Here is a 20,059-nt window from a genome sequence, read left to right as displayed (position 1 = left end):
AAACGCATCAGGCCCGCTCGGAGAACCGCTATTGCAGCGTGGGATAGCGGGTGTCACAGCTCAAGTAGGCGCTCCACGCGTTCGAGCGTCAGGCATCCTCTTCGCTCAGTGTTGGCCCCTGCCGTAGGGATTAGCCGGCCTGTTTTTCGTCCGCCAACCCTTCCGAAAGAAGAGGGCCAACAACACGGCGTAGAACACGGACAGAATCCCAGTCAGCACGGAGGCGGGAATCTCGGGGCCGCTACGGGGCGGCCACCACGCCAACGCGCTCGCCACGAGCATCACCAGCCCCGCACCGGCCACGACGAGACGAATCGCGTCCCCTTTCCGCTGCGAACTGCTCTCCCGCTCCATCCGCCGCAATCCACTGACCGCGACGTACCCAACCTGCACTAGGACCCAAAGACCGACCGCGTAGACAACGACGGCCCTGCTGTAATCGGACAACCCCACGATGAGCACCAGACATACGAAGCCGGGCACGATGGCCCAAAGCCAATCTCCTTTGCTGGCGCGATCCTCCTTCATTTCAGCTTCTAACGTCTGTTTCGCGGACGTGGAGAGCGCACCCGCGAGCCGGGAGTCTGGAAATCACCTTGATAGGCACCCGCGACAATCACCTAAGGAACCTTGCTCGATGGCGTCATGCCGTCAGTCTCACCCCTGACTTGCCCGTCAGACGTGAAGGGCATGTCGTCACTTATGCGTCAAGGACGCCGGTCCCGCCAGGGAAGCAGCCCACGCATCCAGTTGACCGGCCCATGCCGCGCAGAAAGCAACCCCTACCGCAGGGGACCATCGCAGCACGGTCCGCCGCTCACCGGGCCCTATGTAAAACAGGCGGGTCCAGCCGCTCTTGGTCCGCTGTCTACGGGTCGAGCATAAGTTGTTGGACCCTGGTAGCCCGGCAGGGTTCTCGTCCTCCGAGCGCGGTGATGGGCCCCAGGGTGTCCCGTCCGGACCCAGGTGGCGGTAGCGGCCCTGGAAGTACAGGAGGGGGTCATGCACGTGCCGGGTTGCCGGGTTCATCTCGGTGACCCTGCCCAGGACGATGACGTGGTCGCCGGCGTCATGCTCGGCCCAGATCTGGCAGTCGAGCCACATCAGGGTGTCCTCGAGGACAGGGTTGCTCGCCAGGGTCTGGTGCCAGCGGATGTCCGCCCACTTGTCGGTGCCCTTGCGAGCGAACTGGTTCGAGATCCCCTGCTGGTGGCTGGAGAGGACGTTGACCGCGAATCTCCCGGTCCGCCTGATGCGGGGGTAGGTGGTGGAGGTCTTCATGATGCTGAAGGAAATCAGCGACGGGGCGGTGGAGACGCTGTAGAAGGACTGGCAGGTGAACCCGATCCGGCCCTGCCCATCACGGCCGGTGATGCCGTGATCCCGGAGGCGTAGAGCCCCAGGGCGTCCCGGAAGGCCCGGGGGTCGATGTCCTGCCGGTCGGCTGCCGCTTGCATGGCCGGGGTCATCGGGCCGGGTCCGCGAGCCGGGGATCCAACCCGTACTGCTCGTGGGCTCCCAGGTTTTCCCGCAGCGTGGAGCCCTCGTAGTCGAGGTGGAAGAGCCCGCGCTCCTGCAGGAGGGGGATGACCTCGTCGACGAAGGTGTCGATCCCGTCCTCGTAGACGTCGATGGAGACCCAGAAGCCATCGGCCGCTCCGGCCTCGAACCACTCCTGCAGGTGGTCGGCGGTCACCGAGGCAGGCCCCACCGGGGTGGGGTGGTAGTCGATGACCCCGTGGGCGAGGATGTCGCGGATCGTCCATCCTTCCCGGGCGACCTCCAGGGCCCGCGGGGAGCGGGGATCGAAGGGGCTGGGGCGGGCGGCCGCCAACTGGGCGGGGCTCAGCGGCCGGTCCAACTGACCGGCCTCCAACTCCAGTCCCAGCATGGACCCCAGGTAGGGGACGCGGGCCGGGAACGTGTGCTCACCCAGGGCGACGCGGCGGTCCAGGGCGGCGCGCTTGGTGGGGCCGATGGCCGGCATGACCCCGGCGAAGAACTTCACCTCATCGGGGTTGCGCCCGGCCCGGCGTGCCGCCTCGCGGATCGCTTCACGCTGGGTACGGGCGGCCTCGATCGTGAACACCGCGCCGATGACCGCGCTGGCGTACCGGCCGGCTATCTCGAGTCCGTTCTCCCCGCCGCCGGCGGAGAAGATCACCGGTTGGCCCTGCTCCGAGGGCGGAACGGGCAGCGGCCCCTGGGAGGCGACGTGCTCCCCGCCCAGGTTGATCGCCTGGATCTTCTCCAGGTCGGCGAACCGTCCCGTGGCGGGGTCCTTGCGCCAGGCGTCGTGCTGCCAGCTGCCCCACAGCGCCTGGGTGATCTGGATGGTCTCGTGGGCGCGCTGGTAGCGCTGCGGGCGGGCGGCGATCTGCCGGCCGAAGTTGGCCGCGGAGGCGGGGTCGCTGGTGGTCACCGCGTTCCAGCCGGCCCGGCCGTGGCTCATCACGTCCAGGGCCTTGAACTGCCGGGCGAGGTTGTAGGGCTCGTTGAAGGTCGTCGAGCCGGTGGCCACCAGACCGATGCGCTCGGTGCCGCGGGCGATCGCCGCCAGCGTCAGCATGGGATCGAGGGTGAGCATGGGCGCCTCGTGGTCCAGGTTCCCGCTCAGGGCCAGGAAGTCGGGCAGGAACAGGAACGCGAGCTTCCCGCGTTCGGCGGCCTGGGCGTAGCGCACCTGGGCGTCGAAGTCGGTGTAGTTGGACGGGTCCACCCCGGGAGCCCGCCAGGCGGCGGGCTGGGAGCCGTAGCCGTTGCCGAGCTGCATGCCGAGGATCATCTGGGAACTGGTCAAGGTGTCTTCTCCTCCGGCTTTCGCCGGGCCTCCAAGGTGGGTGAGGGTGTGCCGCTGTCGGAGCTTCGCCGGGTGGACGCCGGTCCGGCAGGCGCCACCGCGTACAGGGGTGGGGCGGGTGCTTCAGAAGGTGCGCTCGGCCACCCGCACCCGCTGGGCACCCTCAAGTGCGGAGGTCAGCGTGGCGGCGGTGACCGGGGCGGCCGCAGCCTCGAGCATCTGCTCTGCAGGGGTGGCAGGGTCGGCGAGGTAGAGGCGGGTGTAGCCGGCGGCCTCGGGCTCGAACCGCCAGCTCTCGGCCAGGGCGCCGGCGTCGACGGCGTCGAAGCCGAGCCCGTCGATCAGCTCCGCCACCTGGGTCTTCGCCGTAGCGTCGTTGCCCGCGATGGGCAGGGCAGTGCGATCCGTCGTCCCGGCGGGGCGGGCCAGGGCGGGGATGTGGTGGGCGAGGATGTTGCTGAACGCCTTGACCAGCCGGGCCCCGGCGAAGTGGTGCTGGACGAGCTCGCTGGTGGTGACCTCCTCCGCGTCGAGCTCGGCAATTCGCCCGTCACGGAACGGGTAGTAGTTGCTGGTGTCGACCACCGTCTTGCCCTCCAGCAGCTCCGCCGGGATCGCGGTGGCCGCGGTCAGCGGCACGGACAGCACCACGATCTCCCCGGCGTCGGCGGCCTGCTCGACGGTGCCCGCAGTGGCCAGCGGGCCCAGCTCGGCGACGAGATCGGTGAGCGTTTCGGGGCCGCGGGAGTTGGCGACGACGACCGGGATGCCGGCCGCTGTGGCCAGGCGGGCGATGGCCGCGCCGATGTTGCCGCTGCCGATAATGCCGAGAGTGTGCATAACAAAACCTCAATCTGAGATAGGTGGGATGGATGAAGCGGGGCTCGGCGCCCGCTCGGGCGTACGTCCCGCGGTGGGCGGTTCACGACACCTCGCGAGCAGGGCTCCATCAATGGCTCAGCAGTCGTTGTCGCCTCGTCGTGAGGAGCACTGCGCTGAGAATGATGGGTTACGTCGGCGTTCTCGTGGTCGCCGGTGCAGATCAGCTCGCCGGGGCGTCCCCGGCCTGGGGTGTGGCCCAGCCGGAGCGGATCATCTCGCGCACCGCCAAGGCCGAGGATTCGTCGGCCATGGCCGCACCCCGCACCCAGGCTGCGGCCAGGGCGGCCAGGAAGAGGTCCCGTCCCCGGACCCACGGCCGGGCTGTGCCTGCGCGCTGGGCCGCGCCGAGGAACTCCTCGGTGGTCGTGATGAAGCCCTGGCAGGTGATCGCCAGCGGGGAGGATCCCTCAGACAGCGCCGCCCGCAAGGGGTCGGGCAGCCCGTCGAAAGCGGTCACCCACTCCCCCAGCGCCTCCAGCCAGTGCTCCAGTGCCGCCGCCGCATCCGTCTCCTGCCGCAGGGCCTCGAGCTGGGCCTCCAGCTCCTCATTACGGGCCTGCAGCAGAGCAGCCAGCAGGGCGTCGCGGTTGGGGAAGTGCCGGTAGAGGGTCCCGGCCCCGACACCGGCCCGCTTGGCCAGGGCGTCCAGGGACCCGGTGATGCCGGTCTCGGCGAAGAACTCCTCGGCGACCTCCAGGATGCGTGTGCGGTTGCGCCGGGCATCGGTACGCGGCCGACGTGTGCCGGTCTCTGCCTCAGTCATGGTCCCGCTCCTCTCATTGACAAAGTGGAGACTATCTCCGCATAGTCATCCATGGCAAGCGGAGAACATCTCCATTTCACTGTCATGGGGTCATCCCCGCTTCGACACCCCCTTTTTTTGCCGTCGCCCGAGGGACCCGGTCTGCACCGGCCCTCTTCGAGGCTGAACCCACCGCACCAGAAAGAGAGCACCACAGATGACCACCCCACAGATCTCGATCGACCCGCAACCCGATACCGGACCCCACGTGCCGGCCGCTCCGCCGAACGCGGGTTCGGCCGACAAGCTGGCTCCCGGTGACGGCCTCGTCCTGGGGCTGCTGATGGCCTCGACGTTCATCGTGCTGCTGAACGAGATGCTGCTGGGGGTGGCGCTGCCCACCCTCATCGAGGAGCTGTCCATCACCGCGACGACCGGGCAGTGGCTGACCACCGGCTACCTGCTCGTTCTGGCCGTCCTGATCCCGGCCACCGGCTTCGTGATGCGCAAGTTCCACCTGCGCACCATCTTCCTCACCGCGATGTCCCTCTTCGCACTGGGGACGGTGCTCGCCGCTCTCGCCCCCGGCTTCGGGCTGCTGTTCACCGGCCGGATCATCCAGGCCCTCGGCACCGCCGTGTTCCTGCCGCTGCTGATGGCCACCACCATGCGCCTGGTTCCGGCGGCCCGTCAGGGGCAGATGATGGCGCTGGTCGTGATCGTCTCCTCCGCAGCCCCGGCGCTGGGCCCGGCGGTCTCGGGCCTGGTGCTGTCGCAGCTGAGCTGGCGGTGGTTGTTCATCCTCATGGTGCCGATCGCCCTGGCCGGGCTGGTGCTGGGTGCGGTGAAGCTGCGCAACATCACCACCCCGGAGCCGGTCACCCTCGACGTGCTCTCCCTCGTCCTCTCCACGGTGGGGTTCGGTGCCCTGGTCTACGGACTGGCCACCATCGGGGAATCCGCCTCGGGCCACACCCCCGTCCCCCCGTACCTGCCGATCCTCGTGGGCCTTCTCGGTGTTGCCGCGTTCGCCCTGCGGCAGCGGGCCCTCCAGCGCACCGACGACGCGCTGCTGGACGTGCGGATCTTCACCGTGAAGTCCTTCACGGTGCCGCTGCTGGTGATGCTGGCCCTGACCATGACAGCCTTCGGCACGGCCGTCATCTTCCCGCTGCTGCTGAGCAGTGTCAGCGGCCTGGGCACCTTGCAGATCGGGCTCTTCCTCGTGCCCGGCGGAGTCACGATCGCCGTGGTCTCGGCCATCGGCGGGCGGCTCTACGACCGCCTCGGCCCCCGCCCCCTGGCGATCCCCGGGGCACTCATCGTGGCGGCCTCCCTGTGGTTCCTCAGCCGCCTCGATGCCGGCACGGCCGTCTCGACCCTGCTCATCGCCTACATCGCCATGTTCGTCGGGCAGGCGCTGATGTGGAGCCCGCTGACCACGGCCGCGCTGTCGGCGCTGCCCGCCCACCTCTACCCCCACGGCAGCGCGGCCTTCGGCACCATCCAGCAGCTCGGTGGCGCGGCCGGCACCGCGGTGCTCGTCTCCGCCTACACCCTCGGCTCCACCGCGCACGGCACCGGCTCCCTGGACCTGGCCCAAGCCGTCGCCGCCGCCCAGGCGGCCTTCACCGCCGCGGCCGTCATCGCCTCCGCCTCTGCCCTCGCCACCTTGCTCGTGCGCCGGCCCCGACCGGCCGGCCCGCACACTCCCGCAGAACCCACACCCACTGCCCCGGCGGCAACGGCCTGACCCACCCCCTCGCCCCGATCAGGGCGTTCACCTGCAGCAAGGAGACAGACCATGAAGATCGGCATTCTGGGCACCGGGCACATCGGCACCACCCTGACCCAGCGGTTGAGCGCAGCCGGACACGACGTGAAGGTCGCCAACTCGCGCGGGCCCGAATCGATCGGGCCTGGGGTGCTGGCCGCAGGCGGACGCACGGTCCTGGCGGCCGAGGCGGTGATCGATGTCGACGTCGAGGTCGTGATCCTCTCCGTTCCCCTGCACCGTCTTCCGCAGCTCGCGCCGCTGCTCACCGGTTTGCCCTCCGGCACCGTGGTCATCGACACCTCGAACTACTATCCGCAGCGCGACGGCAGGATCGAGGCCATCGAGGCCGGTCAGGTCGAGAGCCTGTGGGTGGCCGAACAGTTGGGACGACCCGTGGTGAAGGCGTGGGACGCCATCGGCTCCCATTCCTTCGCGGCCAAGGGTAAGCCGGCGGGCAGCCCGGACCGCATCGCCATCCCCGTGGCGGCCGATGACGACCAGGACCGGGTCGTGGGCATGGCCCTCGTCGAGGACACCGGCTTCGACGCCTTCGACGCGGGCCCGTTGGCTCAATCGTGGCGCCAGCAGCCGGGCTCCCCGTGCTACTGCACCGACCTCACCCTCGACGAGATGCGGGAGCAGTGGGCAGCAGCGGACGCGAGGCGATCACCGAAGCGACGCGACCTGGCCGTCGCCGCCATCCAGGAACGAGTCGGGGACGCCACCACCAACCCCGACGCCGAATACGGCATGCGCCTCAACCGCACCCTCTTCATCTGAACCCGCAAAACCCTTTGGCCCGCTCCCTGGCAAACACGGTGAAAACCACCCCATACTGCAACGCCACCCTCGTAAGTCGTGACCGGTAGCCGGGCCATATGTAAAGCAGGTGCCCGCTCCGGGGAGTGCCCGCACCCGCCGTACTGGATCCGCTTGACGGCATACGGCTGTGGGATATTTCGCCCGCAAACACCGATTGCGCTGACGGACTCTGCCGGTACTCCTTCGTGACATGGTCCAGGACCAGGGGCACCCCGGTCATCCTGGACGGCTCGGGACGGAAAATTTCCAGCTCCGTTGCTGAACGAGTCCTGTTGCCAGCCGGTGGCCGCGGTCTATCGCTTCAGCCGATGGTGCCCGTGCCACTGGCCGTGACGCTGACCGTGGGCCGGTCCTCCACGGCGATGAGGAACTCCGGCCCCTGCTGGTCGACGGCCATGATCGAGGTGTCGTCCCGACTGTGGGCGAGGGCGACACCGGCTGCCGAAATCGTGTTGATGTTCTCAAAATCCAGCAGCGTTGTGTGAGCGACACCGGCATTGGCCACGCTTTGTGCGGATCCTGCCCCAGGAGCGGAGCCGATGGTTGGGTGAAAGCAAAGGAGCGAGCCACGCACGCCCTTTCGGCAGGGGTCAGGGGTGTTCTGGACATGGCGGCTCCCACAGACCACCGGCCCACCGACTCACCACCCTCCGAGCGCTGCCCCATCGCCCTACGAGTCCCCGCACGAGACGTCCGCGATGGCTCGGGCCGCCGCATTCAGCACAAGACCCCGTCCCACATATCAGGCCACACACCACTGGTCGAAAATTCCAAAATACGGAACGGCTATCGCATTCCACCCTGCAATCGTTGAGCCGACGGGAACTGCACACCCTTCATAGACGCACTGCACGTCGAAATCAGGTCTCTGAGCCATTCCAGATAGCGGAACGTGCCCCCAGATTCTTCTAAGTTCTCGTAGGGGTGACTAGCGTCACAGCACGAGGTGATCGCCTCGACCCACGCAGCAGCACGAGTGACGAGGAAACTGACATGGATGTTCTCGAGGAGATCCGCCAGTCGCGGATGAGCCGGTTCCAGGTGGTGGCCGTGTCCATCGCCCTGGCGCTGATCATGATCGACGGCTTCGACGTCGCGGTCATGGCCTACGCCGCCCCGACCCTGTCCCGGGAGTGGGGCATCGACGCCGTCACCCTGGGCTTCCTACTCAGCGCGAGCCTGTTCGGCATGGCCGCCGGCTCCATCTTCCTCACCCCGCTGGCGGACAAGATCGGGCGGCGGAAGCTGACGATCATCTCCCTGGTCATCATCAGCATCGGCATGGTCCTGTCGGTCTTCAGCACCGGTGCCACCGAGCTGATGATCTGGCGGGTGCTCACCGGCCTGGGCGTGGGCGGGATGATGGCCAACCTCAACGTGCTGGTCGCCGAGTACGCCTCGGACGCCCGCCGGGGCTCGATCATCGGCATCTACACCGCCGGCTACCCCATCGGCGCGACCATCGGCGGACTCGTGGCCGGGCCCTTCATCCCCCTCTACGGCTGGCAGGCGCTCTTCGCGATCGGCGCGGCCCTGACCGTGCTCATGCTCGCCGTGTCCTGGAAGTTCCTCCCGGAATCCCTGGACTACCTGCTCACCCGCCGTCCCACGAATGCGCTGGAGCGGATCAACGGCATCCTCACCAAGATCGGCAAGACCCCCGTGGCGGCCCTGCCCCCGGTGGCGGCGGCACTCGAGCAGCAGAGCGCGATCGGCGAGGTCATGACCCGCCCCGTGCGCTTCCGCACCCTGATGCTCTGGATCGGCTACGCGTGCCTGGTGGCGGCCTACTACTTCGCCAACACCTGGACCCCGAAGATCATGGCCACCGCCTCCGGCAGCGACGCCGTCGGCGTCACCACCGGCGTCATCGCCAACGCTGGCGGCATCCTGGGCTGCTTCATCTTCAGCGCCCTGGCCGTGAAGTTCCGCAGCCAGCTGCTGCTGGTCGCCACCCTGGGCGGGGCCGCAGTGGCCTACCTGTTCTTCGGACTGGTCTTCCACCAGATCGGTGTGGCCATGGTCCTGGCCCTGTTCCTGGGCATCCTCACCACCGCCGGCATCGCCGGGTTCTACGCGGTCTCCCCCGGCGTCTACACCGCCCGGGCCCGGGCCACCGGGGTGGGCTGGATGATCGGGCTGGGACGGCTGGTCTCCATCGTCGCCCCCATCCTGGTCGGCTACCTCATCTCCGGGGGCTGGCAGCCGGAGAACGTCTTCTTCCTCTTCGCCATCCCGCTGGCCGCCGCCGCCCTGTGCATCGTGGCCCTGGGCGTGTCCCTGAAGCGCTCCGGGGCCCCGCTGGGTGTGGCGGCCGTCCCGGCCGCCACGCACTGACCACCCGCCCCGGACGGTTCACCCGCACCCCACCGGCTCACGCCGGCACCACCCGAAGGACATCGCATGCACCCCGTCGAACCCGGCACCCTGCTCCGCCCCGCCCCCGCCCGCCAGGACTGGTCCGCCTCCCGGATGGGCCGCTTCCTCGAGCACATCGAGGCCAAGACCGGCCGGACCTTCCCCGACTACGAAACGGCCTGGGCGTGGTCGGTCGAGCACCTCGAGGAGTTCTGGGCCGAGATCTGGGAGCACTTCGAGATCATCGACCACGCCAGCTACGAGACCGTGCTACCCGAGCGGACCATGCCCGGGGCCCAGTGGTTCCCCGGGGCACGCATCAACTACACCGAGCACATCGTCCGCTCCCTGCGCGCCCGCTCCTCGGACGTGATGCTCAAGTCACGCAGCCAGACCAACGGTTCTGTTGACTGGACCGGGGAGCGGCTGCTGGAGGAGATCGGGCGCATCCAGGCCGGCCTGCGCCGGGCCGGCATCGGCCGCGGGGACCGGGTGGCCGGATACCTGCCCAACATCCCCCAGACCGTGGCCGCCTACCTGGCCGTCACCGCGATGGGCGCGATCTGGTGCTCCGTGCCCCCGGAGATGGGCCCCAAATCCGTCCTGGACCGCATCACCCAGCTGGAACCCTCCCTGCTGATCGCCATCGACGGCTACCGCTGGGGCGCCAAGGACCTCTCCCGCGCCGAGGACCTGGCCCGGATCCGGGCCTCCCTGCCCGAGGTCCCCGTGGTGCTGCTGCCCTACCTCGACGAGCACTGCGCCGTGCCCGCCGGTGCGGTGCCCTGGTCCGGGTTCACCGCCGAACAGGCCGAGATTCATTTCGAGGCCGTGCCCTTCGAACACCCCCTGACCGTGCTGTTCTCCTCCGGCACCACCGGCAGACCCAAGGCCATCGTGCACTCCCACGGCGGACTGCTACTGGAGCACTACAAGGCCATGGGCCTGCACTTCGACATGAGCCCGGAAGACACCGCGTTCTTCTTCTCCACCACCGGGTGGATGGTGTGGACCCTGTCCGTCTCCTGCCTGCTCGTCGGTGCGACCATGGTCCTCGAGGACGGAGACCCCAACTGGCCCGCCCTGGACGGCCCCTGGTCCCAGTGGGCCGTGGCCGCCGAGACACAGGCCACCTACTACGCCACCGGCTCGGCCTACCTCGCCGCCTGCGCCCACGCCGGGATGCGCCCGGGGCACACCTGGGACCTGTCCCAGCTCCGGGAGATCCAGTGCTCCGGCTCCCCGCTGGCCGCCGACGTCGCCGGCTGGGTCTACGAGGCGATCCACCCCGACGTGCTCCTGGCCCCCACCTCGGGCGGCACCGACATCTGCGCCGCCTTCGTCGGCGCCTCCCCGCTGACCCCGGTCTGGGCCGGAGAGATGTCCTGCCGCCCCCTGGGCGTGGCCGTGGAGTCCTGGGACCCCGAGGGCAAGCCGCTCGTGGGAACCCCGGGCGAACTGGTGGCCACCCAGCCGATGCCCTCGATGCCGGTGTTCTTCTGGGGCGATGAGAACAACGAACGCTATCTCAACAGCTACTTCGGCGCCTACGAGGGCGTCTGGCGCCACGGGGACTGGCTGATCCACACCGAACGCGACAGCTGGGTCATCACCGGCCGCTCCGACGCCACCCTCAACCGCGGCGGAGTGCGCCTGGGCACCGCCGAGTTCTACGCCGTCCTCGACGGGCTCACCGGCATCCAGGACTCCATGGTCCTGCACTTCGAGGACGGCGGCGGCATGGGCCAGCTCGTCCTGCTCATCGACGCTGACGACACCGCCGACACCGACGCCCTGGAGAAGACCATCCGCACGGGGCTGCGCACCGAGCTCTCCCCCCGGCACGTGCCCGACCACATCGTCTTCGTCGAGTCCATCCCGCGCAACCCCAACGGCAAACGCCTGGAGATTCCCCTCAAGCGCATCATCCAGGGCGCGGCCCTGGGCGAGGTCATCGACCCCGGCTCGGTCATCCGGGTCGAGGACATCGACGAGACCGCCCGCCGCGTCCACCGCGCCCTCCAGCCCAGCTGAACAACCCCGCCCCACACCACCTCCGACCCGCCCCGATCCGAGAAGGACCCACTGTGAGCACCTCCCTGAACCTCACCGACCTGGTGGCCATCGACATGCACGTCCACATCGAGTGCGACGACCACGGCCACACCGACATGCCCGATGCGTTCCGCGACGCCGCCCAGCAGCACTTCGGCGCCGCCCACGACCCCCTCGACGTCGCCGCGGTGGCCGAGCACTACCGGTCCCGGAACATGGCCGCCGTCGTGTTCACCGTCGACCACGAAGCCACCACCGGCCACCCCCCGATCTCCAACCGGCACCTGGCCGAGCAGGCCGCCGAGCACGCCGACGTGCTCATCCCCTTCGCCAGCATCGACCCCGCCCGGGGCAAGGCCGCGATCGAGGAGGCCCGGATCCTGGTGGAGGACTACGGGGTGAAGGGCTTCAAGTTCCACCCCAATCTGCAGTCCTTCTTCCCCAACGACCCGGCCGCCTACCCGCTCTACGAGCAGATCCAGGCGCTGGGGGTCCCGGCGCTGTTCCACACCGGCCAGTCCGGGATCGGCGCCGGGATGCCCGGCTCCGGAGGCATCCGCCTGAAGTACTCCAACCCGCTGGCCCTCGACGACGTGGCGGTGGACTTCCCCGAGCTGAGGATCATCGCAGCCCACCCCTCCTTCCCCTGGCAGGACGAAGCCCTGGCCGTGGCCGCCCGGCACAACCACGTCTACATCGACCTCTCCGGGTGGTCCCCGAAGTACTTCCCGGCCTCCCTCATCCAGTACGCCAACACGATGCTGCAGGACAAGGTGCTCTTCGGCTCCGACTTCCCCCTGCTGCCCCCGGACCGGTGGATCACCGACTTCGACAAACTCGAGATCAAGCCGAAGGTGCGCCCGAAGATCATGAAGGACAACGCCATCCGCCTCCTAGAACTCACCGATGCCCCGGCGACAGGCCCCGGCAGAGATCAGCCAGGAGCCTCCGCGGCGAGCAACTCCTCCAACGAGGCCCTGGCTGCGGCCAAGCCCTCCACGTAGCCGGGCACGTCCTGACGGCGGAACCGCACACTGGGCACCGCAGTGGTCAACGCAGCCACCACGTCACCGGAGGGCGCGTGCACACTGACTCCCAGACCGTGCACGCCCCGCTCGGTTTCCTCGACACTGGTGCCGTACCCCACCCGCCGCACCGTCGCCAGGTTGCGTTTCAAAGCGTTGAGTGTGGTGAATCGGGCAAAAGGCCAGGGTGTCAGGCCCCCGCGGTAGAGCCGCTCCAGCTCGGGATTGCTCAACTCCGCCAGCATGGCCTTCCCACCGGCCGAGCAGTAGGCCGGCATCTTGTCGTTGAGGCGCATCCCCACCCGCAGGCCCCGCTCCACGTCCTCGATACCATCGATGAACAAAATGCTGTTGCTCGAGAGCACCATCAGCTGCACCGTCTCCCCGAGACGCTCGTGAAGATCCTGCAGCACCGGATAGGCCAGCCTGCGCAGCAGACCCGCACCCACCTGCGGGGCCTGCGGGACGAACACCGGACCGGCCACGTACCGACGCTCCCGGTCCTGGGCTGCGAACCCGCGGTGGACTAAGGCACTGAGCAAGCGGTGGGCCGTGGACGGGGCAGTTCCCAGCGCCTCGGCCGCCTCCTGCACGGAGAACCGGCGGCCCTCGCGTAACAGCAACGCCAGGTGCAAGGCCCGGTCCACCGACTGCAACGGGACAACCTCAGAATTATTCTGCATAACGGAACCATGACACGGGCAGCTCACCCACGGAACGTTGTCCTCGACCATGTCGCACCTGACAGCGCCGCCCTCCGGGACAAGCACTCCACGACCACCACGAGAAAGGCATCCACCATGACCCCCCAGCGCGTTCTGGTCACCGCCGGCGCCAACGGCATCGGCCTGTCCATCGCCCAGGCCTTCGCCGCCGACGGCGCCCACGTCCACATCTGCGACATCGACCCCGCCGCCCTCAAGCAAGCCACCGCCAGCTCCGAAAACATCACAGGTTCCATCTGCGACGTCAGCGATCCCGCCGCCGTCACCACCCTGTTCGACGACGTCCAATCCGCCCTCGGCGGGCTGGACGTCCTCGTGAACAACGCCGGCATCGCCGGCCCCACCCAGCCGGTGGCCGACTACGACCAGGCCGCCTGGAACGCCGTGCTCTCCGTGAACCTCACCGGCACCTTCGCCGTCACCCAACAGGCGATCCCGCTGCTCAAGGAGTCCCTACGAGCGTCGATCGTCGTCATGAGCTCCATCGCCGGCCGCTTCGGCTACCCCAACCGGGTGGCCTACTCCACCACCAAGTGGGGCCTGGTCGGATTCACCAAGACCCTGTCCCTGGAACTGGGCCCGCACGGAATCACCGCCAACGCCATCCACCCCGGCGCCGTCCAAGGACCGCGAATCGAACAGGTCATGGCCGGACGCGCAGAGGTCTCCGGACGCACCGCGGAGGAAGAAACCCAGCTGGCCCTGGCCAACCAGGCCCTCAATCACTTCGTGGACCCGGCCGACATCGCCGCCCTAGCCGTTTTCCTCGCCGGCCCGCACGGCCGATCCATCTCCGGGCAGTCCTTCCCCATCGACGGAGACTCCAAAGCCGCCCAATGACAATCACCAAGAGGGACGGGACCCCATGAACGTGAACAGTCCCCACATCCATCTGACACCTTTCCCCACTCCGCGTCGGGCCCGGTACTTCCCGACCCCCAAGGTCCCCGAGTTCCGCCGAAAGAGTGGACACTGTGCTCATCACGGGCAGCGGACGACGGCCACCTCAGATCGTCGCCGGCGACAGCTCCCGGATCCGCCGATAGAGGGTCGCCCGGGACATCCCGAGGTCACGGGCGACCTGGGTGGCCGGCTCCCCACCGTCGATCAGTCGGAGGGCATTGCGGATCTGGGAGTCGGTGAAGGTCTGCCGGCGTCCGCCGAGGTCCTTGCCGGCGGCCCGGCGTTTGGCCACCGAGTCGGTGACCCGTTCGCGTTTGATCTCCAACTCCATCTGGGCCAAGGCAGCCATGACGGTGAAGACCATCGACCCCATCGGGGTGGCCGTGTCCACGTCTCCCCCACCCAGGTTGAGCACCCGCAGCCCCGCTCCCCTCCCCCGCAGCGCTTCGGCGAAGGCCAGCATGTTCTGCGTCGAGCGTCCCAGTCGGTCCAGCGTGGTGATCACCAGAGTGTCCCCCGACTCGAGCGCAGCGACCGCCCGGTCGAACTGCGGACGCGACGCACGGCCTCCAGACACTCCACTGTCGACATAGATGTCATCGCGCCGGACGCCGGCACCCAGGAGGTCAGACAGTTGACGGTCTGCGTCCTGCTGCCGCGTCGACACACGTGCGTACCCGATCAGCTTTCCCACGTCCACCCCATCTGTCTCGCAACTAACGTTGAGTATCCGATTCTAGGGGTATAGATAAAGCACATAGATGCGAGACGCGCTCAACCGCGGAAACTCGCGGGAGCAAATTTTCCGGACGAGACGTCTCGCATCCCATCGGTCGCGAAACGTCTCGTGCGGGAGCGTCGTGGCCGCACCTGTGACGCGCGAGGGCAAACGGCGGTGGTCTGACGACGCCCAGAAGCCGCCTCGGCGTCACTCACCGGGAGCCTGGTGACTGCCCGGCCGGTTTCGAGGGGCTCGACCGCCCTACGGCACCGGCCAGGTGTGCACCGGCTCGTTCTCGTCCATGTGCTCGGTGTAGGCCTGCAGCATCCGGCGCAGGGCGGTGGGCCGGTCCGCGCCGTGGCGCTCGAAGTGCTCGACCGCCCGGGTCTGCCACACCGCGCCGTTGACCCCGGAGACGCACCGGCCCTCGATGATCCCCAGGTAGCGCTCGCGCACCTCCGGGGCCACCCCCCACTCCTCGAGGCCCTGGTGGGCCAGCGGGAGCAGGTGGCGCAGCACGAGCTCGTCCGCGCTGACCTCCCCGAAGCCCGGCCAGTAGAACCGGGCGTCGAGACCGTCGCGGGCGGCGCGGGAGAAGTTCTCGGCACAGGCGGGGAAGCTCATCCGGGTCCACACCGGCCGCTCCTGCCGGGCCAGCACCCGCGTGGCCCCGTAGTAGAACGCGGCGTTGGCCATCACGTCGGCGATCGTCGGGCCCGCGGGCAGCACCCGGTTCTCGACCCGCAGGTGCGGCCGCCCGCCGACCACGTCGTAGATGGGCCGGTTCCAGCGGTAGACCGTCCCGTTGTGCAGCCGCAGCTCCGCGAGGTCCGGGGCCAGTCCGGCCCGCAGCTTCGCGGCCGGGTCCTCCTCGGAGCACTCGGCCAGCAGCGCCGGGAACCAGCGCACGTTCTCCTCGAACAGGTCGAAGATCGAGGTGATCCAGCGCTCGCCGAAGAACACCCGCGGGCGCACCCCCTGGTTCTTCAGTTCCACGGGACGGGTGTCCGTGGCCTGGGCGAACAGTGCGATCCGGGTCTCGGCGTGCAGCCGCCGGCCGTAGAAGTACGGGCTGTTCGCGCCGAGGGCGATCTGCGGGGCGGCCAGCGCCTGCGCGGCGTTCCAGTGCGCGGCGAACTCGGCCGGGGCGACCTGCAGGTGCAGCTGCACGCTCGTGCACGCCGACTCGGGGGCGATCGAGTCGCAGTAGGTGGAGATCCGCTCGCCGCCGGGCCCGTCGATCTCGAGCCGGATGTCCTCCCCGCGGGCCACGAAGATCGAGTCGTTGAGCGCCGTGTAGCGGTTGTTGTCGCTGATCCACTCCTGCTCGTAGTGCTCGGGACGCAGGGTGGGCAGGATGCCGATCGTCACGATCCTCGAGCCGACGCCGCGGGCCGCGGCGTCGGCGGCGTTGAGCGAGGCGCGCAGGTCCTCCTCGAGGTCGAGGGCGGCCCGCCCGGGCAGGGGTCGCGGGGGCACGTTGAGCTCGATGTTGTACCGCGCCAGCTCGGTCTGGTACCCGGGATCGGCGATCGCGGCGAGCACCTCGTCGTTGTGGAAGTGCGGGTCGAACCGCCCGTCCACGAGGTTGAGCTCGATCTCCAGGCCCGTCATGGGCCGGTCGAACTCGAACGAGGCGCGGGCGAGCATCTGCTCGAACACGTCGAGGTCCTCGCGGACCTTCTCCCGGTAGCGCTGGCGCTGCTCGCGCGTGTAGCTGCGGGAACTGACCTCTTCGCCCACGGTGGCCTCCGAATCCCGGCCGCGGCGCGGCCCCAGGACTCCAACCAACCACACCGCGGCCCGTGCGCCAACACCCGGCCCCGGCCCGGGCGGGTACGGGGTCTCCCCCGGGTGCCCCGCGGGGCTCAGAGGAGGTCGGTGACGTCGCAGCGCACGTGCACCGGGGGGTGCTTGCGCAGCGCGGAGGCCTTCGACCGGGCGGCCCGCAGGCGGCGGGTGACCTCGCCGGCCACGCCGTAGCCGAAGAACAGCAGCGCCCGGTGCGGCGCCGGCTCCCCCTCCGGCCCGGGCTCGTGGTCCTCCAGGGGCGTGGGCCCGATGACCCGCACCGCGGGCGGCAGCTCGAGGTCGGCCAGGAACGCGGCGACGGCCGCGGCGGGGCCCGTCAGCGCCGCCGAGCGCACGGCCGGGGGCAGGCCCAGGGACTGGCGCTCCACGAGCTCGCGCTCGGCGTGACCGGCCGGGTCCCACCGCACGAGCGCGCCCACGGCGGCCTCGTGCTCCGCGGTGACCACCACGATCCCGCCGTCCCGGGCCCGGCGCACGAGTGCGGCCGCGTTGAACCACCGGCGCAGCGTCTGCTCCGCGGCGCGCAGGGCCGGGCGCATCAGCATCCGGTTGCCGTCGAGCAGCAGCGCCGCCGCGTAGCCGCCCTCGGCGACGGGCTCCGCGCCCGGGGTCGCCACGACGAGGGCGGGGGCCCCGGTGACGTCCGCGCGCACCGCGTCCCCCGAGGACGCCACGACGGGCACCCGGGGGAACGCCCGCCCGAGCTCCTCGGCGGTGCGCAGCGCGCCGACGGTGACCAGGCGCATCCGCGGGGACCCGCACGCCGCGCAGGACCACGCGTGCGCCGAGCGGCCGCACCACCCGCACCGGGGGACCCCGCGCCGGGACACGACCCCGAGCGGGCCGTCGCAGGCGGTGCAGCGGGCGGGCTCGCGGCAGCGCTCGCACGCGAGGTGCGGGGCGTAGCCGGCGCGGGCGACCTGGACCAGGACGGGACCCCGCTCGAGGCCCTCGCGGGCGGCGCGGTAGGCCGTCTCGGGCAGCCGGGCGCGGGAGGCGAGGGGGTCCCGGGCGGCGTGGAAGGAGTCGGCCGTGGAGACGATCCGCGGCGTGTGGACCCGCAGCACGTCCCGGGCCGGCGCGATCCGGCGGGCCCACCCGGAGACGACGAGCCGCTGGGCCTCGGGGCTCACGGCGTGCCCGGCGAACAGGGCCGCGCACCCGCTGCGCCCGGCGCGCAGCAGCAGCACGTCCCGGACGTGCTGGTACGGGGCGCGCTGCTCCACGAGGTTCTCGTCGCCGTCGTCGAAGCAGGCCACGAGCCCGAGGTCGTCCACGGGGGCGTAGGCGGCGGAGCGGGTGCCCAGGACCACCCGGACCTGGCCGGTGGCCGCGGCGAGGAACGCCCGGTAGCGGGGCGTGGGCCCGTCCTCGGCGTGCAGGCGCACGAGGTGCTCCCCGCCGATCTCGTCCACGACCGAGCGCTCCAGCCGCGCCAGCGCCTTCTGGTCCGCGACGACCGCCACCGCTCCGCGCCCGGCCCGCCAGGCCGCCCCGATCGCCGCGGCGAGCACGTCGGTCCAGTCGTGGGCGGGATGGGCGGGGAGCACCTCGACGACGGCCCGCGGGGACGCCCCCGCCGCGAGCTCCGCCAGGAACGCCGCACCGCCGGCGTAGTCCGCCAGCGCGGCGTCGTGGGAGGGCCCCGGGGCCTGCGGGGACAGCCCGGTGGAGTGGCCCGGGGCCTCGGCCAGCCGCTGCTCGACCTCCTTCTCGACGCGGGCGACCCGCGGCGGGACGGCCACCCGCACGACGTCCGCGACGGTGCCGGCGGAGCGGGCGGCGACGTCCTCGGCCAGCCGGGCGATCTCGGGGGCGAGCACGGGCAGCGGGGACAGCACCCGGCGCAGGGGCTGGATCCGGTGCATGACCTCGGAGCCGGCGGCGCGCTCGAGCACGTAGCCGGTCAGCTCCTGGCCGCCGAAGCCGACCTTGACGCGCGCGCCCGGCACCGCCGCCGCGGCCATCCCGGCGGGCACGAGGTAGTCGAACGGGCGGTCCAGGTGCGGGACGTGGGTGTCGAGCAGCACCCGGGCCACGGGGTCCTGCTGCGCCGCCTGGACGGCGCCCACGCCCTTCGCGTCCTCGCGCGGAGGCCGGGGCGGGAAGCCCGAGAGGAGCGACAGCTGCCGCGGGCCCTCCGCGGCCGCCCCGGGGTCCTCCGGGTCCACGGTCAGAGCCCGGCGGCCGACCGCAGGTCCGCGACGCGGTCCGTGCGCTCCCAGGTGAACTCGGGCTCGGAGCGGCCGAAGTGCCCGTGCGCGGCGGTGCGCGCGTAGATGGGGCGCTTGAGGTCGAGGTCCTCGATGATCGCCAGGGGACGCAGGTCGAAGACCTCGCGGATGGCGCGCTCGATCCGGGCCGGGTCGACCTGCTCCGTGCCGAAGGTCTCCACGTAGAGGCCGACGGGAGCGGCGCGCCCGATCGCGTAGGCGACCTGGACCTCCACGCGGTGGGCCAGCCCGGCCGCCACCACGTTCTTGGCCACCCAGCGCATCGCGTAGGCCGCGGAGCGGTCGACCTTCGAAGGGTCCTTGCCGGAGAAGGCGCCCCCGCCGTGGCGGGCCATCCCGCCGTAGGTGTCCACGATGATCTTGCGCCCGGTCAGGCCGGCGTCCCCCACGGGACCGCCGCGCACGAAGTTGCCGGCCGGGTTGATGATGACCTGGGTCCCGGACAGGTCCAGCCCGGTCTCCTCGAGCACGGGGGTGATCACGCTCTGCCGCAGGTCGGAGGCCAGCTGGTCGAGGTCGTAGCCCTCGACGTGCTGGGCGGAGACCACCACGGTGTCCACGGCCACGGGCCGGTGGCCGTCGTAGCCGAGGGTGACCTGGGTCTTGCCGTCGGGGCGCAGCCCGGGCAGCACGGCGGTCTTGCGGACCCGGGTGAGCTGCTCGGAGAGCCGGTGCGCGATGAAGATCGGCGCCGGCATCAGGACCTCGGTCTCGTCGGAGGCGTAGCCGAACATGATGCCCTGGTCCCCGGCGCCCTGGGCGTCACGGGCGTCGCGGGCGGTGCCCTCGCGGACCTCGAGGGACTGGAACACGCCCTCGTAGATCTCCGGGGACTGCTCCCCCACGCTGATCGACACCCCGCAGAACTCGCCGTCGAAGCCGTGCACCGAGGAGTTGTAGCCGATGTCGAGCAGCGTCTTGCGCACCACGTTGGGGATCTCCACGTAGCCGCGGGTCTTCACCTCGCCGGCGACGTGGACGAGCCCCGTGGTCACCATGGTCTCGACCGCCACGGAGGACTCGGGGTCCTGGCGCAGCAGGTCGTCCAGGATGGAGTCGCTGATCTGGTCGCAGATCTTGTCGGGGTGTCCCTCCGTGACGGACTCGGAGGTGAACAGTCTCAGGTGCTGGGTCGTCTCGCTCACGGGAGACCACACTACCGGGCGCCCCGGACGGCGCAGCGCCGCGCCCGCCGGCGGCGGA

17 protein-coding genes are annotated in these 20,059 nt (G+C 70.2%); 6 read left to right on the top strand and 11 right to left on the bottom strand.

Translation table 11 applies throughout. The features are described from left to right. Positions 1-105: 105 nt before the first annotated feature. The 5 genes from ACPYN7_RS04670 to ACPYN7_RS04650 all read right to left on the bottom strand — a co-directional run bounded on the left by ACPYN7_RS04670 (position 106) and on the right by ACPYN7_RS04650 (position 4,445). Positions 106-528: a hypothetical protein gene (locus ACPYN7_RS04670; protein WP_424346829.1), complete on the bottom strand. Its 423-nt coding sequence runs from the start codon at positions 526-528 to the stop codon at positions 106-108. A gap of 168 nt (positions 529-696) precedes the next feature. Continuing rightward, positions 697-1,374 carry a flavin reductase family protein gene (locus tag ACPYN7_RS04665; RefSeq protein ID WP_424346868.1) on the bottom strand — a complete coding sequence of 226 codons (678 nt, stop codon included), beginning with the start codon at positions 1,372-1,374 and terminating at the stop codon, positions 697-699. A gap of 91 nt (positions 1,375-1,465) precedes the next feature. Further along, the gene (locus ACPYN7_RS04660) at positions 1,466-2,800 is read right to left on the bottom strand and encodes an NtaA/DmoA family FMN-dependent monooxygenase (protein ID WP_424346828.1); all 1,335 of its coding nucleotides are present in this window, start codon (positions 2,798-2,800) and stop codon (positions 1,466-1,468) included. Between the two features lie 123 nt (positions 2,801-2,923). Next, a complete protein-coding gene (locus tag ACPYN7_RS04655; RefSeq protein ID WP_424346827.1) occupies positions 2,924-3,640 on the bottom strand; it encodes an NADPH-dependent F420 reductase in 717 nt (238 codons plus the stop codon). A gap of 202 nt (positions 3,641-3,842) precedes the next feature. After that, complete coding sequence (locus ACPYN7_RS04650; protein ID WP_424346826.1) at positions 3,843-4,445, bottom strand: TetR/AcrR family transcriptional regulator; 603 nt, start codon at positions 4,443-4,445, stop codon at positions 3,843-3,845. A gap of 196 nt (positions 4,446-4,641) precedes the next feature. On the opposite strand from ACPYN7_RS04650, the gene ACPYN7_RS04645 reads away from it, so the two are divergent. Both ACPYN7_RS04645 and ACPYN7_RS04640 read left to right on the top strand, forming a co-directional pair. Then, complete coding sequence (locus ACPYN7_RS04645; protein WP_424346825.1) at positions 4,642-6,177, top strand: DHA2 family efflux MFS transporter permease subunit; 1,536 nt, start codon at positions 4,642-4,644, stop codon at positions 6,175-6,177. Between the two features lie 51 nt (positions 6,178-6,228). Further along, complete coding sequence (locus ACPYN7_RS04640; RefSeq protein ID WP_424346824.1) at positions 6,229-6,981, top strand: NADPH-dependent F420 reductase; 753 nt, start codon at positions 6,229-6,231, stop codon at positions 6,979-6,981. Between the two features lie 343 nt (positions 6,982-7,324). Here ACPYN7_RS04640 and ACPYN7_RS04635 read toward each other — a convergent pair whose 3' ends face one another. After that, positions 7,325-7,528: a hypothetical protein gene (locus ACPYN7_RS04635; protein ID WP_424346823.1), complete on the bottom strand. Its 204-nt coding sequence runs from the start codon at positions 7,526-7,528 to the stop codon at positions 7,325-7,327. Between the two features lie 488 nt (positions 7,529-8,016). On the opposite strand from ACPYN7_RS04635, the gene ACPYN7_RS04630 reads away from it, so the two are divergent. The 3 genes from ACPYN7_RS04630 (at position 8,017) to ACPYN7_RS04620 (ending at position 12,440) form a co-directional block, all read left to right on the top strand. Next, positions 8,017-9,360, top strand: coding sequence for an MFS transporter (locus tag ACPYN7_RS04630; protein WP_424346822.1), 1,344 nt, complete (start codon positions 8,017-8,019; stop codon positions 9,358-9,360). 66 nt (positions 9,361-9,426) lie between these two features. Further along, entirely contained in the window at positions 9,427-11,415 is a 1,989-nt protein-coding gene (locus ACPYN7_RS04625; protein WP_424346821.1) for an acetoacetate--CoA ligase, read from the top strand. Positions 11,416-11,510: 95 nt separating this feature from the next. Beyond that, the gene (locus tag ACPYN7_RS04620; protein ID WP_424346867.1) at positions 11,511-12,440 is read left to right on the top strand and encodes an amidohydrolase family protein; all 930 of its coding nucleotides are present in this window, start codon (positions 11,511-11,513) and stop codon (positions 12,438-12,440) included. Here ACPYN7_RS04620 and ACPYN7_RS04615 read toward each other — a convergent pair. Beyond that, the gene (locus tag ACPYN7_RS04615) at positions 12,371-13,108 is read right to left on the bottom strand and encodes an IclR family transcriptional regulator (protein WP_424346866.1); all 738 of its coding nucleotides are present in this window, start codon (positions 13,106-13,108) and stop codon (positions 12,371-12,373) included. The genes ACPYN7_RS04620 and ACPYN7_RS04615 overlap by 70 nt on opposite strands. Positions 13,109-13,261: 153 nt before the next feature. Between ACPYN7_RS04615 and ACPYN7_RS04610 the strand changes: the two genes are divergently transcribed. Continuing rightward, positions 13,262-14,026, top strand: coding sequence for an SDR family oxidoreductase (locus ACPYN7_RS04610; RefSeq protein ID WP_424346820.1), 765 nt, complete (start codon positions 13,262-13,264; stop codon positions 14,024-14,026). A gap of 166 nt (positions 14,027-14,192) precedes the next feature. On the opposite strand, the gene ACPYN7_RS04605 is transcribed toward ACPYN7_RS04610, so the two are convergent. The 4 genes from ACPYN7_RS04605 to metK all read right to left on the bottom strand — a co-directional run bounded on the left by ACPYN7_RS04605 (position 14,193) and on the right by metK (position 20,001). Then, a complete protein-coding gene (locus tag ACPYN7_RS04605) occupies positions 14,193-14,783 on the bottom strand; it encodes a recombinase family protein (RefSeq protein ID WP_424346819.1) in 591 nt (196 codons plus the stop codon). A 288-nt stretch (positions 14,784-15,071) separates the two neighbouring features. After that, positions 15,072-16,553: a glutamate--cysteine ligase gene (locus tag ACPYN7_RS04600; protein WP_424346818.1), complete on the bottom strand. Its 1,482-nt coding sequence runs from the start codon at positions 16,551-16,553 to the stop codon at positions 15,072-15,074. A gap of 125 nt (positions 16,554-16,678) precedes the next feature. Next, positions 16,679-18,793 carry a primosomal protein N' gene (locus tag ACPYN7_RS04595; protein ID WP_424346817.1) on the bottom strand — a complete coding sequence of 705 codons (2,115 nt, stop codon included), beginning with the start codon at positions 18,791-18,793 and terminating at the stop codon, positions 16,679-16,681. A 2-nt stretch (positions 18,794-18,795) separates the two neighbouring features. Continuing rightward, positions 18,796-20,001 carry a methionine adenosyltransferase gene (metK, locus tag ACPYN7_RS04590; RefSeq protein ID WP_368825279.1) on the bottom strand — a complete coding sequence of 402 codons (1,206 nt, stop codon included), beginning with the start codon at positions 19,999-20,001 and terminating at the stop codon, positions 18,796-18,798. Positions 20,002-20,059 lie beyond the last annotated feature (58 nt).

The organism is Kocuria sp. CH-021 (assembly GCF_049716185.1).
Taxonomy (GTDB): Bacteria; Actinomycetota; Actinomycetes; order Actinomycetales; family Micrococcaceae; genus Kocuria; species Kocuria cellulosilytica.
Note: the sequence above shows the minus strand (reverse complement) of the source record. Positions and strands in the feature narration are given on the sequence as shown.